Here is a 15712-nt window from a genome sequence, read left to right as displayed (position 1 = left end):
GCCATGCTTACCAGTATCAGGACGAGCGTGCTCGCGCTCGTGCGAGACAAGTCCCTCCTCGTATGGACGCTCGCGTTTCCCCTCATCATGACCTGCGTCTTCATGGCGATGTTCTCCGGGTTCGACGATGCGTACTCCCTCGTCGGCTCAAGGCTCGGCATTGTCAGGAATGCACAATACGAGTCCGTCGAAGGACTGGATGACATGCTCGCCTCTCTAGCCAAGGCCCCCAAGAAAAGCCGCATCTGCACCCCTACGTACTACGCGTGCGAGAAGGACGCACGCAACGCCGCCGCAGACGGAGCCATAGACTCCTACCTCACCGTCGGTTCGGACGGTACGTTCGCGCTGCACGTCAGCCAGGCAAGCATAGCCGCCAACGGCTCGCGTCCCGCGACCGTCCTTTCCGCAGCAATCAACTCGTACGTCCGAACGTCCGATGCAATCGTATCTGCCTCGAAAAAGAGCCCCGAACTCGCAGCGAGGGGAGCGGTGCAGGCCGCCTATCTTGGCAACTCCGTGCAAATCAAGCACTTCTCCGCCACGAAGAACGCACCTGACAGCTACGCCTCCTTTTATTTCGCCCTTCTCGCCATGACCGCGGGAATGGGTGCGATGTCCGCCACGCTCACCACAAAGAACCTCCTGCCCACCACAAGCGCCGTCGGCGCACGACAATCGCTTTCGTCCACGCCGCGATGGCGCATGCTTGTTGGCGCCCTCTTTGGCGCATGGATCTGCCAGTTTGCCTGCATGCTGGTCGCGCTGCTGTTCATGGCAACGGTCGCCCATGTAGATTTCGGGAGCGGGGCGGCGCCGCTCGTCCTCGCGGTGGCCGTTTCGTCTCTTGCGAGCTGCGCGATGGGTTCCCTCCTTGGCACGATTCCCCACATGCAGGCAGGGATGGTCTCGGGGATAACCTGCCTGCTCTCGCTTTTCACGGGTCTCTATGGCCCAAGCGCGCAGGAAATCACCTATGCATTGGAGACCTCTGCGCCCGTGCTCGCCCATGCAAACCCCCTCTGGCAGATCTCGCACTGCTTCTACTCGCTCCTCTATTACGATACGTACGACTCCTTCGCGCGTTGCTGCCTCACGCTGCTGCTCATGACTCTGGTCGCGCTTGCCCTCGCGGGCATACGCATGAGGAAGGTGTCCCATGCCCACCTTTAAGACGTACATGAGGATTCTCCTCGCCCACCGCATATACATCGTCATCTACCTCGTCATCATCTCTATAACGGGAATTGCAATCGGGCTTTCGACGGCGTCGAGCTCGAGCCAGCACTTCGCGGCAACCTCGTCGAGGGTCGCGATAATCGACCGCGACGACTCTGAGCTCTCTCGAGCGCTCTCCGCTCACGTGGCAGAGGGCAACACCTTGGTCCCCCTTGCGGATGACAAGAAGTCGGTCCAGGACGCGCTCGCCCAGGATGCGGTCTCATACCTCCTCGTCATCCCAAAGGGTTGGGGGCACGATCTCATGGTCGCAGCTGCCGGCGATGGCACCGCCCCCGCTCTGGAAGCTTCCGTGTCGTATCGCTCCGGCGAGGGCTTTCTCGTAGACCAGCAAGTCAAGAGCTACGTCCAGGGACTCTTTGGCTCGGCATCTCTCGGAGGAAGCCAGGGGGATGCGGTGCGCACGACCGACGAGTCGTGGGGCAAGAGCATTGGCGTCTCGACCATCGGCCAGCGCGCAACGCCGCTGCCCAACCCCCTCCTAAGCGCCGCGCTCTTCTCCTCGTATCCCATCTTCGCAAGCGTCACCGTCTGCATCGCCCTCCTGATGAAAGCCCTCAACGCCAAGGCGCTGCGCGGGCGCAGGGTCGCCTCCCCGCAATCGCCAAGGGAGCGCAACGTGGCCCTTGTGGCTGCGTGCGTCTGCATAGCCCTCATCGCCTGGGCATGGAACTTCGGGCTCCAGGTAACCCTCCTCGGACGCGGCGCAATCGCACGGTCTCCCGCACAGCTCGGAATTGTGGGGCTTGCCCTTCTCACCTACTCGCTGGTGTCTGCAAGCGTGGGATTCCTCGTTGGACAGCTAGGCATCTCGGAGAATGCCGCGAACGCCGTCGCAAACATCTTTGGCATGGTGCTTTCGGTCCTCGGCGGCGCTTGGGCAGATCTGTCCCTGCTTCCTGATGCACTTGTCGCCGTTGCCCATTTCACCCCATTCTACTGGGCATACCGCGCCATTGAGGGCGCGTCGGCCATGAGGGTCGTTTCCACCTCGAGCGTACTGCCGCTCGTGGGATGCGTTGGCGTCTGCATGCTGTTTGGCATAGCCATACTGCTTGTTGGAATTGCGCTCGGACGTGCCCGGACCAGGCAGCTGGGATAGAGTTCGATGCGAATTCCGCCGATGCTCGAGCGTGGCGCCTCTTGGCAATGTTGCGGAGTTTTAGCAGGTCCCGGCTTTATGCGCTATCGTTTCTGGGTCACAGTCAATGCGTGGCTGCCTAAGGGATGAGCTCGCGCAAGACGTCAGCCCACGCAAGGAAAGCGAGACTCAGATGAAGCTCACCGGCAGCCAGATACGCCAGCTGCGAAGCATGTGCAACCAACTCAAGCCAACCGTCTCCATCGGCAAGGCGGGCGTGGAAGCCGTCGTGGCCTCGACCGAGGAGGACCTCGAGGCGCACGAGCTCGTGAAGTGCACCGTCCAGGGAACGTCCGGCCTCGACACGCGCGAGGCGGCAGATGCCTTGGCAGAGCTCACGGGTGCCACGGTGGTACAGGTGATTGGCCACAAGTTCTCTATCTACCGCGAGACCAGCCGCAAGGACGTGGAGAAAATCAGGCTCCGCTAGCGGCAGCACAGTCGTACGAGTAAAACTTGTTCGGCCGGGACGCCTCGGGCTTTGGGGCGTCCCGGCCGTCTTTTGTGCACAGGGAGCCGTAACACACGTGAACTCTGCACGCAGGCCCGCGCGCTCCCTTGCATATTGCGTGCCAATCGCTCACGATGGGCTGCAATCACCAAGCACCGGAAACAGAGGCCAAGATGCAAGCACCGGACACCGCCTCAGGCGGTCAAGAACCGCAGGACACGATCATCGTCGTCGAGGACGACCCTGACATCGTGGAGATACTCCGCCTCTACCTGGGAAGCAGCGGATATCGCTTCCTCTCCGCGGGCGACGGCGAGCGCGGCCTCGACGTCCTGCGCAAGAGCGACGTGTCACTGGCGCTCGTAGACCTCATGATGCCCTCCATGAACGGCTTCGACTTCATCAAGGAGGCCCGCTCCTTCACGGACATCCCCATCATCATCGTGTCCGCGCGCAACCAGCCGTCGGACAAGGTGCTCGGCCTTGACCTGGGCGCGGACGGCTACGTAACCAAGCCGTTCGACCCCACGGAGGTCCTCGCGTACGTGCGCGCGGCGCTGCGCCGCTACCGTCAGGGCATGGCCGCCGAGCACGACGGGGGCGAAAGCGCCGCCACGGGCGAGAAGAACGTCCTTTCCGCCGGCGACCTCGAGCTTGACCTCGATACCCTCGTGCTCCGCAAGCGCGGCAACGTGATGCCGCTCACGGCGTCCGAACTGAAGATACTTCACAAGATGATGTCCGCTCCCGGACACGTTTTCACGAAGGCACAGCTGTACGAGGCCATAAGCGGCAGCTCCTACGGCGGAGCGGAAAGCATCATGATGCACGTCTCGAACATCCGCTCGAAGATCGAGGATGACCCGGGCAAGCCGGCCCACATCAAGACCGTGCGCGGATTGGGGTACCGCTTTGACGAGTAGCGAGAAGAACGACAAACGCACCAGGCACACCAGGCTGCGGGCTGCGTTTCGCAACGCTACGACGAGCCTCACCGTGAGGTGCCTTCTGGTAGTACTCGCCTACATACTCGCAATGGCGGGAGTGCTGCACGTCACAAACAAGCTCGCAACCGAGGAGCTCAAACGCACTTCTCCGTACATAGAGATGTTCGACGACGGCTCGACCATGATGCAGACTGATGACTTCAATCAGATGGCGTCGCTTGTCTCACCGCCAAGTGCACTTCTGGTGTTCGACGGGAAGGGAGGGCTGCTCTTCTCGACCAGCCAGAAGGTCGCCCAGAAGATCACCGCAAAGGAGCTCCCGCTCATCGCGGGCGACGAGGACGATGGCTCTGTGTACGTGATGCTGGACCGCAAGGACGACCGCGGAAGGACCGTGCACGAGATCAACCTCTGCAAGCCCGAGTCCACTCCGGACGGCTACGCCATCAGCGTCAAGTCCACCTGCACGTATCTCTCGGACGGCACCATCGTGGGCGGCGACCTCTTTGGCGATAAGACCCGCCTGACCAAGCGCGAGATGTCCCTGCTCCAAGGCGTCTACAGCCGCCGCATGATGATCGCGAAGCACAGCTACAAGAACGAGAAGGGCCAGCGGCGCATCCTCGTGCTGCTTTCGCCCACGGAGTCCGGCAAGGACTTCAGGGCCGCCGTCGACCGCTCGAACACCTACCGCATCGCGTCGGTACCCATCGCCGTCGCGCTCACGGTCCTGGCAATCGCCGTCCTCGCACGGGTCGTGCGCAGGTCCACCCGACCGCTGGACCGCGCCATAGACGCGCGCCGCAGCGGCGTCGGCAACGCGCCGGACCCGTCCGCCATGCCCGTGGAGCTCAGGCACACCTACGAGGACTTCCTCGGCCTCATGACCGAGCTCGACCACGCGCAGGACGACAAGCGCCGCATGATCGCAGACGTCTCGCACGACCTGAAGACACCGCTCTCCGTCATCCGCGGCTACGCCCAAGCGTTCGAGGACGGCCGCGTTCCGCAGGAAAGCGCCGAGAAGTACCTGCACGCCATCGCCGCGAAGGCCGACCTTGCGTGCGAGCTCATAGACTCGCTGCAGTTTTTTGCGAAGACCGACCACCCCTCGTACCGGGCGACGCTCGAGAACCGTGACCTGTGCGAAGAGCTGCGCATCATGCTCATCGACAAGCAGCCCGACATCGAGCAGGCGGGTGGCACGCTCGTGGTGGAGCTCCCGGACAGACCCATCCGCGCCCGCGCGGACGTCGAGCTCCTCAGGCGCGCCGTCAGCAACGTGATAGACAACGCCTACAAGCACAACCCCCGTGGCGTCACCATCCGCGTCGCATGCGCGGCAACGCGCGACGGCGCCCTCGTCTCGATCGCGGACGACGGACAGGGCGTGCCCAAGGACATCCGAGCGCACGCGTTCGAGCCGTTCGTCACCAGCAACAAGGCGCGCTCCACCGGCAAGGGCACGGGACTGGGCCTTGCCATCGCAAGCACGTGCATGCAGGTGCAAGGCGGCACGATTTCGTTCGCGGAGCACGCCGAGTCCCCGTACTCCACGGAGGTCCTCTTGACCCTCCCGGCCGCGCAGAAAGACTAAAGGTTCCTTTAGGCGGCGTTTAGGTAGGCAAAAGGTTGCCCCCGTAGCATGGGTCCCAACGTCAGCAAGACGAAAGGTATCCATGCTCTCAAGAACGAACGTCCTCACCTACCTCGAGGACTCCACCAGACGCAACCCCAACGCAATCGCCGTCATCGACGAGTCCGGCACGTACACGTACGCAAGGCTGCTGGAAGACACGCAGCACGTCGGCAGCGCGCTCGCAAGGTGCGGCGCGTGCGGGTCATCCGTCATCATCATGCTGCGCAAGAGCGAGCTCGCACTTGCCTGCATGCTCGGAACGCTGCAGGCCGGCGCGTGCTACGTGCCCATCGACACCAGCGCGCCCACCCACAGGCTCCGTCACATGGCCGCCACCCTCGGCAACGCCCTCGTCGTCGCAGGCGAGAAGAACGCGGACGCCGTGCGCCAGGCACTTCCGGGGCAAGAGGTCCTCATTGCAGAGGAGCTGCTACGCCAGCCGGTGGACACAGGGGCGCTCGAGGCGGCTCGCTCCCACACGCTCTCGTGCGATCCGGCATACGTCATGTTCACCTCCGGCTCCACCGGCACGCCGAAGGGCGTCGCCGTCAGCCACGGCGCCATCGCGAGCTTCGTGGACGAGTTCGTCCGCATCTTCGGCTTCACGAGCGAGGACCGCTTCGCGAACCAGGCCCCATTCGACTTCGACATCTCCGTGAAGGACGTGTACGGGTCGCTCGCCGTGGGCGCCACCCTCGTGCTCGTCCCGCGCGAGCTGTTCATGCAGCCGCAGGCACTTGTCGACTACCTCGAGAAGAACCAGGTCACCGTCATGGTCTGGGCCGTGGCCGCCCTGTGCATCGCCAGCGCGTACCACGTGCTTGCGCCCGGCAGGCTCCAGAGCGTGAGGCAGGTCCTCTTCAGCGGCGAGGTCATCCCCAGAAAGCACCTGGACGCCTGGCTCAGATGCCTGCCCGACGCCCGCTTCGTCAACCTGTACGGTCCCACGGAGATCACCTGCAACTGCCTGTACCACGTGGTGGACCGCACGGCCGCATACCCACAGGGGCTCCCCCTGGGAAGGAGCTTCGGCCACTGCGAGGTCCTTCTCCTCGACGAGGCGGATCGCCTGGTGACGGAGCCGGGCAGGCTGGGAGAGCTCGTCGTGCGCGGCCCGTCCGTCGCCCTCGGCTACGTGGGCAACCCCGAGGCAACGGGGCGCTCCTTCGTGCAGAACCCGCTCAACGGCCTGTACCACGACCGCGTGTACCGCACCGGCGACCTCGCGGAGCTGCTTGATTCCGGCGACCTCGTCTTCCGCGGACGCCGTGACAACCAGATCAAGTACATGGGCCACCGCATCGAGCTCGAGGAGGTCGACAAGGCGTTCGAGGACCTCCCCGGCGTGCAGAGGTGCCGCTGCGCCTTCGACGCACGGCGCCAGCGCCTGCGCGTGTTCTTCGAGGGCACCGCAGACGAGGCCGCGCTGCCCCGCCTCGTGGCAGACACGCTCCCCGCAAGCATGAGGCCCTCCAGCATCACCAGAGTGGATTCCATGCCCCTCAACAAGAACGGGAAGGTCGACCGGGCAGAGCTGCTCAGGACGTACTTCCCCACCAAGTCCAAGGAAGGAAGGTAAGCCGGCATGAACGCAGAGGAACTCAGGCGCGTGGGCGAGTTCTGCCAGACGCCGTTCTACGTCTTCGACGAGCGCGAGCTGGCAGACCAGGTCAGCCGCATCCGCGAGGTCCTGCCCCCGCGCACCAACATCTGCTTCGCCATGAAGGCGAACCCGTTCGTGGTGGGCCCCATCTCGAAGCTCGTCGACAGGCTCGAGGCCTGCTCCACGGGAGAAGTGCGCATCTGCCAGGCCGCGGGCGTCGACCCCAGCCAGATCGTCGTCTCGGGCGTCGCTAAGGACCCCGCCCTCATGCGCGAGCTCATCGCGGGCGATGCGGGCATCGGGCACTTCACCTGCGAGTCCCGCCTCCAGTTCGACATGCTCTCCGGGCTGGCGCGCGAGACGCACACGCACATCGACCTTCTGCTCCGCCTCAGCAACGGCAGCCAGTTCGGCATGGACGCAAGCACGATCATGAAGCTCGCAGCCGCATGCGCCAACGACCCGTACGTCACCATCCGCGGCATCCAATACTTCACCGGTACCCAGAAGACATCGTCCAAGCGCATCGCACGCGAGGTCGCGAAGCTCGACAGGTTCGTGGCGGAGGTCGGCCGCGCCTACGGCTGCCCCCTCGCCGAGATGGAGTACGGCGCGGGCCTTCCCGTCGAGTACTTCGAGCGCGACCCTAAGGCCGTCCGCCAGACGGAGCTCGAGCCTGCGCTCGCGCTCTCCCGCGCGCTTACCGACACGTCATTTTCCGGCCAGGTCACCATCGAGCTCGGCCGCCGCATCGCCGCGACGTGCGGCACCTACGTCACACGCGTGGTGGACGCAAAGCAGATCGACGGCCAAAACGTCGCCATCGTCGACGGGGGCATGCACCAGATCACGTACTACGGCCACGCCATGGCCATGAAGCAGCCACCGTGCCGGGCGCTCACCCCCCACGGAGACCCCGACCTCCGCTGGACGGTCTGCGGCTCGCTCTGCACCACGAACGACATCCTCGTGAAGCAGATGCCCCTGGGAGACCTCGCGGTGGGCGACCTCGTCGCCTTCGACAAGGCGGGCGCGTACTGCATGACAGAGGGCATGTCGCTCTTCCTGAGCCGCGACCTCCCCGCCATCGTCTGGCGCGACCGCGCGGGCAAGCTCACGCTCCTTCGCGACCGCATCGAGACCGCACCCCTCAACAGCGTTCGTCCGCTCTGACAGAGCGTAACGACATATCGCAAGACCACGCATGCAACGTGCAGACAACACAAAGGAGAAGAACATGAGGACCGTTACCGAAATCCTTCAGGAGCTCAAGCCCGGCGTTGACTTCGAGGGCTCGACCACGCTGATCGACGACCGCGTCATCGACTCGCTCACCATGGTCGCGCTCGTGGCCGAGCTCGAGGACGAGTACGACATCGAGGTTCCGCCCGTCGAGATCGTCGCCGATAACTTCAACTCAGTCGAGGCGATGGAGATGCTGGTCAGGCGCCTGCGCGAGGAGGAGCTCGACTAGCTCCCATATGCGCCAAGACGCCCCCGCCGACCCAAGCACTCGTGTCGCCGGGGGCGTTCTCTGTAGGTCCCAACCCAGGGGATAGCATGACTTCCTATTTTTCCATCCTGTTCTTCGCGGTGTTTCTGCCCCTTGTGGTGACCGCGTACGGCATCGCCCCCAGAAAGGCGCGCTGGGTCGTGCTGCTCGTGGCGAGCTACGCGTTTTTCTGGATCCTCAGTGGCAGGCTCATCGTGTTCATACTGGCCTCGACGGTCTCCGTCTACGGCCTTGCCCTCGCACTCGACGCCCAGATCAGGCAGAGGGACAAGCGGCTCGCCGGCGCCACGTCGGGCAAGCGCGCCATCCGCGCCAGCGCGAAGCGCCGCATGCGCGCCATCCTCACGGCGGGCGTCCTTCTCAACGTGGGCATGCTCGTCGCGCTCAAGTACGTGAAGTTCTTCGGCGAGGCGCTCTCCGGCCTGTTTGGGCTCTTCGGCCACGGCTTCGTGGTCAACGTGCCGCCGCACGACCTCCCCATAGGCATCTCGTTCTACACGCTCATGGCGGTGTCCTACCTGGTGGACGTCTATCGAGAGTCCGTGCGCGCGGACAGGAGCCTTGGCCGCGTCGCGCTGTACCTGAGCTTCTTCCCGCAGATCATGGAGGGGCCAATCTGTCGCTACAACCAGACGACGGAGTCCCTCACCGCAGGCGAGCCGCTTGACCGCAGGTCCATGTACGCGGGCACGGTCCGCATCCTGTACGGATTTGCGAAGAAGATCATCGTGGCGGACAGGCTCAACGCGTTCGTCCGACCCGTGTTTGGCGGCCACTACCTGTTTGACGGAGGCGTCACGGCGTTTGCGGCCATCCTGTACACGTTGCAGCTGTACTGCGACTTCTCGGGCACGATGGACGTGGCCCTGGGAATCGCCCAGATCTTCAACGTCCGCCTGCCCCGGAACTTCAGGCAGCCGTTCTTCTCGCGCACCGCGTCAGAGTTCTGGAAGCGCTGGCACATCACGCTGGGCACGTGGCTGAAGGACTACGTGTACTACCCCGTATCGCTCAGCGCGCCGTGCAAGCGCCTGACCAAGCGGGCGCGCAAGGTGTTTGGCAACCGCTACGGACCGCTTTTGGCCAGCTCCGTCGCGCTGCTGTGCGTGTGGGTCATCAACGGCCTGTGGCACGGCGCCGGCAGCCAGTACCTGTTCTTCGGCATGTACTACTTCGTCCTCATCATGGCGGGCGGCCTCATCGAGCCCATCGCCGCGCAGGCGGCCCTGCGCCTGGGCATCAATCGAACGTCCGCTCCGTACCGCACGTTCCAGACCGCGCGCACCCTCGTGATCGTCTTCGTGGGCGAGATGTTCTTCCGCGCGGACGGCCTTGCCGCCGGCCTCGCCATGTTCCGCAGAATCGTGACGGACTTCTCGCTGCGTGCGTTCACGAGCGGCGCCATATTCTCCGTGGGACTCGACGGCCCGGACTACCTGGTGGTCTGCCTGGCGCTTGCCGGCGTGCTCGCCGTGAGCATAGCGCGGGAGCGCGGGCGCGACGTGCTGGGAGCCCTATGTGAGCGCGGCACCGTTGCCCGATGGGCCGTGGCCATAGCGCTGTTCATGGCAATCGTGATCTTTGGCGCGTACGGCGCAAGCTACATCCCCATCGCGCCCATGTATGCGAAGTTCTAGGAGGCACGCATGAGAAACCAGAAGCTCCGCGCCCGCCTGGGCGTTGCCCTCACGGCGCTGGCCGTCTTTCTCGTCACGGCCGGCCTTCTGGCCGTGACGTCCTGGGCGTCGCTGCCCAAGGCGGACGCGCACGAGGAAGGCACGGTGGACGCGACGGCGCATGACGCCACGGGCGAGAAGAACGGCGGCCTCGACGTGCTGTTCATCGGCGACAGCGAAGCATACAGCGCGTTTTCGCCCCTGGAGATGTGGGGCGAGAGCGGGTTTGCCAGCCGCGTGATCGCCTCGCACGGCCAGAGGCTCCCGTACAGCTACACGCTGCTGCGCGAGGTCCTCACCACGAGCTCTCCGCGCGTGGTGGTGATAGAGACCAACTCTGTGTACTCGTCCTTCTCGACGCTTGACCCGTCACTGAGGTTCCTGCAGGACCACGTGCCCGTATTCGAGTACCACGATCGCTGGAAGCGCATCCTCACGCACGACCTTCCGAAGTCGAGCGACTCGCGCGCGTACCTGAGGGGCTTTGTGCCCAACCGCGTGGCGAAGCCGTCACGCAACACCGACTACATGACCCACACGCGCAAGGCAAGCGTCGTGCCGCGGGAAAACCAGGAGTACCTGCGCCTGATGGTCGGCTACTGTCGCGCGCACGGCGCCACTCCCGTGCTGGTGAGCACGCCCTCGACCGTCAACTGGAGCACGCCGCGCCACAACGGGATTGCACGCCTTGCGCACGGGATGCATGTTGGCTACATAGACCTGAACCGCGGACGGCACAAGGTCGACATCGACTGGCGCACGGACACGCGCGACCGCGGCGACCACCTCAACCTGAGCGGCGCCACGAAGGTATCGCGCGAGCTGGCACTGCTGCTGAGCAGGCGCTATAGGTTGCCCGACCACCGCGATGACCCCACGTACGCCACCTGGGAGGAGGACCTGGACCTCTACCGCACCACCGTAGGCAAATAGCGTGCCGCGACCCCACCGCTATGCAAACGCATGCGGTGGGGTTGTGTTTAGACCTCTATTGCAGCTTTTCGTTCCTAGGCGGCTGCTTTATAGACACGCATACCCACAGCCAACTCCTCACATGGTAATTTTGTGAATAATGGAATCCGTCCATGGAAGGAGAAGCTATGAGCAAGCAATGCGTCACCCTCCGGTCACCACGCCATACAGCACTCTCCTGCGTAGTGGCGACGACCACCGCGGCAGTCACCCTTTCTGCCCCGGCCATCGCCCTGGCCGACGAGCCGGCAACGTCAGCGCCAACTGAGGAACCCTCCGCAACGACTACGGCGGCTGCAACTCCAAGCATGACGGCACCCTACACCACCACACAGACCGTCGCGAAAGACGAGGAGACCTTCCCCACAAAGGACGAGGCCCAGAGCTACCTGGACAACGCAAAGTCAACATGGGCAGAGAAAGACAAGAAGGACACCACCTCCACGTATGAGGTGAAGACGACCGGCCCGGAGAAGGTGAACTCCACCACCACGTCGACCACGACGACGGAGAAGGAAGGGAACGAGGAGTTCGGCACCAAGGACGAGGCCGACAAGTGGGTGAAAGACAACACCTCCGGCTACCAGAACACCGGCGACACCACGTACGACGTGAAGTCCGGCGTGGAAAAGGTAGAGTCCGGAACGACCGAGGAGAAGAACGACAGCGTCGCCTCGGACAAGAAGGATGGGTTCACAAGCAAACAGAAAGCCGAGGATTGGGTCGCAAGTCAGACCGAGAAGTACAAGGCTACGGCAGACACCGCCTACACCGTCGACAGCACGGTGACGCCTCAAGAGAACGCCAACAAGAGGGGCGAGAAGGACGGCGAGGCCATAGAGCAGAAGTATGGCCCGTTTGACAGCGAAGAGGCAGCTGCAGCCGCAAAGGCAACTGAAGCAGTGAATGACCCCGGCGGCGTTCTCCGGGATGTTGAGCTTGGCGACGTGACCTCGAAGGAAGACGGCACCAAGACCGAGACCGTGCACGTTACGGGTGGCACTTTCTACAGCAAGGACGCACGCGATCGTGACCTTGAGCAGAAGACTACCGAGGCAGAGAGAGATGGCTACACGGTCAAGAACAAAGTCAAGACTCAAAGCGAAGTTGCTTGGGGCGGCAAGGGCGACTCGAGCACTGAGTATCAGCTTGGCGCCGGCAGCTTCGCCGCCATCAAACAGTCCACTTGGTATGTCATATGGACGCCGGAAACGGTAGATTCAGACACCCTCAGCGCAATCAAAAATGTAATAGAGAAAAACGACCCAAGCAACAAGACATACATCGGTTGCTTCACGGGATTCGACGGGAAATTCTCCACGAGCGAGAAGACGTCAGGCACTTACTGGGTGACCAAGAACGAAGACGGCAACTACACCGTGCACGTCAGCTCCTCTGATAAGATCTCGCATCTGGACTGGGGCACGCTGCCCACGTACTCGTATTCGTTCGACAAGACACGCGAGACGTCCATCCTCAAGTGGTACTTCACGAAGACGGTCCGGAACTACAAACCCGCCATCGAGTGGTCGGCTGAGTACAACGTAAGCAGTGTCACCAAGGTCCCGACCTACAAGTACAAGGCATGGTACAAGGTCACCAAGACGGAGGAAGTCACCAAGGACACCTGGAAGGCCGGCTACGAGGTCGTGAAGACGACAACGTTCGCACCTCCCGTCACGCCGCCGACCACGCCCCCGACGACCCCTCCCGTCACGCCGCCAGCTACGCCGAAGACTCCCGAGACTCCGAAGGTGGCAGTGCAGAAGGCCGCCGTCCAGAAGCAGGCCACGGTCGCAAAGGCCGCCGTGCCCAGGACGTCCGACAGCACGAACCTCGCCGGCGCCGGAATTCTTGCCGGCCTTGCCGTGGCGTTTGGCGCAGCCGGCATCGTGCTTCGCCGTCGTGCCCGCAAGCTCGACTAGCTTCAAGCGCCGACGGCCAGCGCCTTCGCGACGCGAACGCATGGCAGCCACATAGGCAGGTCTAGAATGGGCACTGTCGCCAGGGTGTTGGCGGCAGTGCCCATCGCCATAAGGAGGCCCATGACCAGGCTCTACATAGACGCCGACGCATGCCCCGTCACGCGGGAGGCGCTCGCCGTCGCGCGCGAGCTGCGGATTCCCTGCGTGATTGCGGGAAACACCACGCAGAACCTCGAGCGCTCCGTGCGCGCGACGGACCCGCGCGAGCCCCGCGACCCACAGTGCCCCGACTGCGGCTTCTGGGTGAGGGTGCTCCAGGTGGGCGTGGGCGCCGACTCCGCGGACTTCGCCATCGTGTCCGAGCTGACGCCCGAAGACGTGGTGGTGACGCAGGACATAGGCCTCGCAGACATGGTGCTGGGCCGTGGCGCTCGCGCCATCGGCGTGCGCGGGCGCGTGTACAGCCCGCTGACCATAGACTCCCTGATGCTCATACGCCACGAGGAGAAGAAGGTGCGCCGCGCCGGCGGCAGGACGAGGGGTCCCGCGGCGTTCACGTCCGAGGACCGCGCCCGCTTCCGCACGAACCTGCGTCGCCTGCTGAAGACGCCGCGTGACGAGCGGACACCACATGGCGGGCAGACAACTGTCAGCAATCCAGACAAATAGCCACGACGAAAGGCTCCGCATGCAGAGAAGAGCAAGCACCATCGCCGGCACGCCCTGCGTGACGTACATCGAAGAGCGCCCGCGGCACATACTTCTGCAACCCGTAGACCACCGCGACCTCGACGACGTGGACCGCGAGGCCCGGCTGCTGCAAGATTCCTGCAAGACGCCCGTCGCGCTCGTCGCGTTCGAGGTGCCGGAGTGGAACGACGACCTCTCGCCCTGGGAGGCGCCGCCGGCGTTCGGCAAGCGCGGCTTCGGCAGCGGCGCCCAGCGCACGCTCGACCTCGTCCTGAACGGCATCCTGCCCGAGCTGCCATCCGCCCTCAAGCTGCAGCCCGGCCGCGACGCGATCCTGGGCGGCTACTCGCTCGCCGCGCTCTTCTCGCTGTGGTGCTCGTACCAGACGGATACGTTCGCAGCCGTCGCCGCCGCATCGCCGTCCGTGTGGTTTCCCGGGTGGCTCGGCTACGCGCAAGGCCGCCAGCCGCTTTCGCGCGCCGTCTACCTAAGCCTGGGGGATCGCGAGGAGAAGACGAGAAACGCCGTCGTCTCGACCGTGGGGTCGTGCATACGGCGCCAGCACGAGCTGCTTCGGGCGCAAGGCGTGCCGTGCACGCTGGAATGGAACGCAGGCGGGCACTTCCAGGAACCTGGCGAGCGCACGGCAAGGGCATTCCTGTGGTGCATCGACACGCTCGAGGCCGAGCGCACGCACCGGTACCACTAGCCCCTTGGCCAGGACATGCGGCGGCGCATGGCGAGGGCGGCGTTCACCAGGAGTATGAGCGACGGCACCTCGATGAGGGGGCCAACGACGGCCGCGAACGCCTCGCCGGACGCCAGGCCAAACGTCGCCACCGCCACGGCGATCGCGAGCTCGAAGTTGTTGCCCGTGGCCGTGAACGCGATGGCGCTTGTCTGCGGGTAGCCGAACCCCGCCGCGTGCGCGAGCACGAAGCTGCAGAAGAACATGACCACGAAGTAGATGACGAGCGGCACGGCGATGCGCACGGTGTCAAGCGGAAGGTGCACGATCTGCTGTCCCTTGAGCGAGAACATGAGGACGATGGTGGCGAGAAGCGCCGCGAACGAGATTGGCGACACGCGCGGGAGGTAGGTGCCCTCATACCAGTCGCGACCCATGAGACGCTCGAGCGCCAGGCGCCCAAGCGCACCCGCGGCGAACGGTATGCCGAGGTAGAACGCCACGGTTCCCGCCACGTCGCCCACGGAGAGGCTGACGGAGACCGAGGGCGCGCCCACAAGCGTGGTGAGGCGTGTGGCGAACAGCCACGCCATGGGTCCGTACAGCAGCACCTGCAGGATGGCGTTCACCGCCACGAAGCCGGCGCACCACTCCGCGTCGCCGCCGGCAAGGCCGTTCCACACGATGACCATCGCGATGCACGGCGCGATGCCTATGAGGATGAGGCCCGTCATGTACTCAGGCTGGTCGCGCAGGAACGTGGTGGCAAGCATGAACATGAGGAGCGGCCCCACGACCGCGCAGAACAGCAGCATGAGGCCGAGCGCGCGGACGTTGCGGAAGACCTTGGGGAGCTCGGAGTAGCGCACCTTCGCGAGCGGCGGATACAGCATGAGCATCATGCACACGGCGAGCGGCACGTTGGTTGTCCCCACCGAAACCGCGTTCAGCGCCCCGGACAAGCCCGGCGCCACGGCGCCCAGGGCGATGCCCGCGGCCATCGCCAGAAAGATCCACAGCGTGAGCAGCCTGTCCTTCACGCCCAGACGCGAACCCACGCCCTCCGTGGCCGCCCCCGTCTCGGCTCCTGCACTTTTCGCCATGCCCTTCTCCCTCCGCTCCTTACGGGACTATCACATCGATATTTGTCTATCTGTTACCGATGATATCGTAACATTCACCGATGTCAATGTGATGGGAGGGCTACTATAGGCAGTGTTCTTGGAGG

14 protein-coding genes are annotated in these 15712 nt (G+C 64.2%); 13 read left to right on the top strand and 1 reads right to left on the bottom strand.

Annotated features, from left to right (window positions below):
• Positions 1 to 3: 3 nt before the first annotated feature.
• The 13 genes from HF885_RS04015 (at position 4) to HF885_RS03955 (ending at position 14505) form a co-directional block, all read left to right on the top strand.
• Entirely contained in the window at positions 4 to 1173 is a 1170-nt protein-coding gene (locus HF885_RS04015; RefSeq protein WP_170103670.1) for an ABC transporter permease, read from the top strand.
• A complete protein-coding gene (locus HF885_RS04010) occupies positions 1160 to 2341 on the top strand; it encodes an ABC transporter permease (protein ID WP_170103669.1) in 1182 nt (393 codons plus the stop codon). The genes HF885_RS04015 and HF885_RS04010 overlap by 14 nt, the downstream gene beginning before the upstream one ends.
• Before the next feature lie 172 nt (positions 2342 to 2513).
• The gene (locus HF885_RS04005; protein ID WP_170103668.1) at positions 2514 to 2810 is read left to right on the top strand and encodes a YhbY family RNA-binding protein; all 297 of its coding nucleotides are present in this window, start codon (positions 2514 to 2516) and stop codon (positions 2808 to 2810) included.
• A gap of 194 nt (positions 2811 to 3004) precedes the next feature.
• Entirely contained in the window at positions 3005 to 3754 is a 750-nt protein-coding gene (locus HF885_RS04000) for a response regulator transcription factor (RefSeq protein ID WP_170103667.1), read from the top strand.
• The gene (locus tag HF885_RS03995; protein WP_206109783.1) at positions 3744 to 5375 is read left to right on the top strand and encodes a sensor histidine kinase; all 1632 of its coding nucleotides are present in this window, start codon (positions 3744 to 3746) and stop codon (positions 5373 to 5375) included. Before HF885_RS04000 ends, HF885_RS03995 begins: the two co-directional genes overlap by 11 nt.
• An 82-nt stretch (positions 5376 to 5457) precedes the next feature.
• Entirely contained in the window at positions 5458 to 6996 is a 1539-nt protein-coding gene (locus tag HF885_RS03990) for an amino acid adenylation domain-containing protein (protein ID WP_170103665.1), read from the top strand.
• A 6-nt stretch (positions 6997 to 7002) separates the two neighbouring features.
• Positions 7003 to 8193, top strand: coding sequence for a diaminopimelate decarboxylase family protein (locus HF885_RS03985; protein WP_170103664.1), 1191 nt, complete (start codon positions 7003 to 7005; stop codon positions 8191 to 8193).
• A 64-nt stretch (positions 8194 to 8257) separates the two neighbouring features.
• Positions 8258 to 8494: an acyl carrier protein gene (locus HF885_RS03980; RefSeq protein ID WP_090847533.1), complete on the top strand. Its 237-nt coding sequence runs from the start codon at positions 8258 to 8260 to the stop codon at positions 8492 to 8494.
• An 86-nt stretch (positions 8495 to 8580) separates the two neighbouring features.
• Positions 8581 to 10170, top strand: coding sequence for an MBOAT family O-acyltransferase (locus tag HF885_RS03975; RefSeq protein WP_170103663.1), 1590 nt, complete (start codon positions 8581 to 8583; stop codon positions 10168 to 10170).
• Positions 10171 to 10179: 9 nt separating this feature from the next.
• Complete coding sequence (locus HF885_RS03970) at positions 10180 to 11142, top strand: hypothetical protein (protein ID WP_170103662.1); 963 nt, start codon at positions 10180 to 10182, stop codon at positions 11140 to 11142.
• A 167-nt stretch (positions 11143 to 11309) separates the two neighbouring features.
• Positions 11310 to 13106, top strand: coding sequence for a hypothetical protein (locus HF885_RS10315; RefSeq protein WP_206109782.1), 1797 nt, complete (start codon positions 11310 to 11312; stop codon positions 13104 to 13106).
• A gap of 120 nt (positions 13107 to 13226) precedes the next feature.
• Positions 13227 to 13775, top strand: a complete 549-nt coding sequence (locus HF885_RS03960) for a YaiI/YqxD family protein (protein ID WP_170103661.1) — start codon at positions 13227 to 13229, stop codon at positions 13773 to 13775.
• Between the two features lie 19 nt (positions 13776 to 13794).
• The gene (locus HF885_RS03955; protein ID WP_206109781.1) at positions 13795 to 14505 is read left to right on the top strand and encodes a hypothetical protein; all 711 of its coding nucleotides are present in this window, start codon (positions 13795 to 13797) and stop codon (positions 14503 to 14505) included.
• Here HF885_RS03955 and arsB read toward each other — a convergent pair.
• On the bottom strand, positions 14502 to 15587 hold the full coding sequence (arsB, locus tag HF885_RS03950) for an ACR3 family arsenite efflux transporter (RefSeq protein WP_170103660.1): 1086 nt from the start codon (positions 15585 to 15587) through the stop codon (positions 14502 to 14504). The two genes, HF885_RS03955 and arsB, sit on opposite strands and share 4 nt — an antisense overlap.
• Positions 15588 to 15712: the final 125 nt, after the last annotated feature.

This window comes from Parafannyhessea umbonata (genome assembly GCF_012844235.1).
GTDB lineage: Bacteria > Actinomycetota > Coriobacteriia > Coriobacteriales > Atopobiaceae > Parafannyhessea.
This window is presented reverse-complemented; position numbering and strand designations above follow the sequence as displayed.

Bases quoted from the DNA above. Each gene is read 5' to 3' on its own strand.
- HF885_RS04015 (WP_170103670.1), top strand. From the start codon at position 4: ATGCTTACCAGTATCAGGACGAGCGTGCTCGCGCTCGTGCGAGACAAG.
- HF885_RS04010 (WP_170103669.1), top strand. From the start codon at position 1,160: ATGCCCACCTTTAAGACGTACATGAGGATTCTCCTCGCCCACCGCATA.
- HF885_RS04005 (WP_170103668.1), top strand. From the start codon at position 2,514: ATGAAGCTCACCGGCAGCCAGATACGCCAGCTGCGAAGCATGTGCAAC.
- HF885_RS04000 (WP_170103667.1), top strand. From the start codon at position 3,005: ATGCAAGCACCGGACACCGCCTCAGGCGGTCAAGAACCGCAGGACACG.
- HF885_RS03990 (WP_170103665.1), top strand. From the start codon at position 5,458: ATGCTCTCAAGAACGAACGTCCTCACCTACCTCGAGGACTCCACCAGA.
- HF885_RS03985 (WP_170103664.1), top strand. From the start codon at position 7,003: ATGAACGCAGAGGAACTCAGGCGCGTGGGCGAGTTCTGCCAGACGCCG.
- HF885_RS03980 (WP_090847533.1), top strand. From the start codon at position 8,258: ATGAGGACCGTTACCGAAATCCTTCAGGAGCTCAAGCCCGGCGTTGAC.
- HF885_RS03975 (WP_170103663.1), top strand. From the start codon at position 8,581: ATGACTTCCTATTTTTCCATCCTGTTCTTCGCGGTGTTTCTGCCCCTT.
- HF885_RS03970 (WP_170103662.1), top strand. From the start codon at position 10,180: ATGAGAAACCAGAAGCTCCGCGCCCGCCTGGGCGTTGCCCTCACGGCG.
- HF885_RS10315 (WP_206109782.1), top strand. From the start codon at position 11,310: ATGAGCAAGCAATGCGTCACCCTCCGGTCACCACGCCATACAGCACTC.
- HF885_RS03960 (WP_170103661.1), top strand. From the start codon at position 13,227: ATGACCAGGCTCTACATAGACGCCGACGCATGCCCCGTCACGCGGGAG.
- HF885_RS03955 (WP_206109781.1), top strand. From the start codon at position 13,795: ATGCAGAGAAGAGCAAGCACCATCGCCGGCACGCCCTGCGTGACGTAC.
- arsB (WP_170103660.1), bottom strand. From the start codon at position 15,587: ATGGCGAAAAGTGCAGGAGCCGAGACGGGGGCGGCCACGGAGGGCGTG.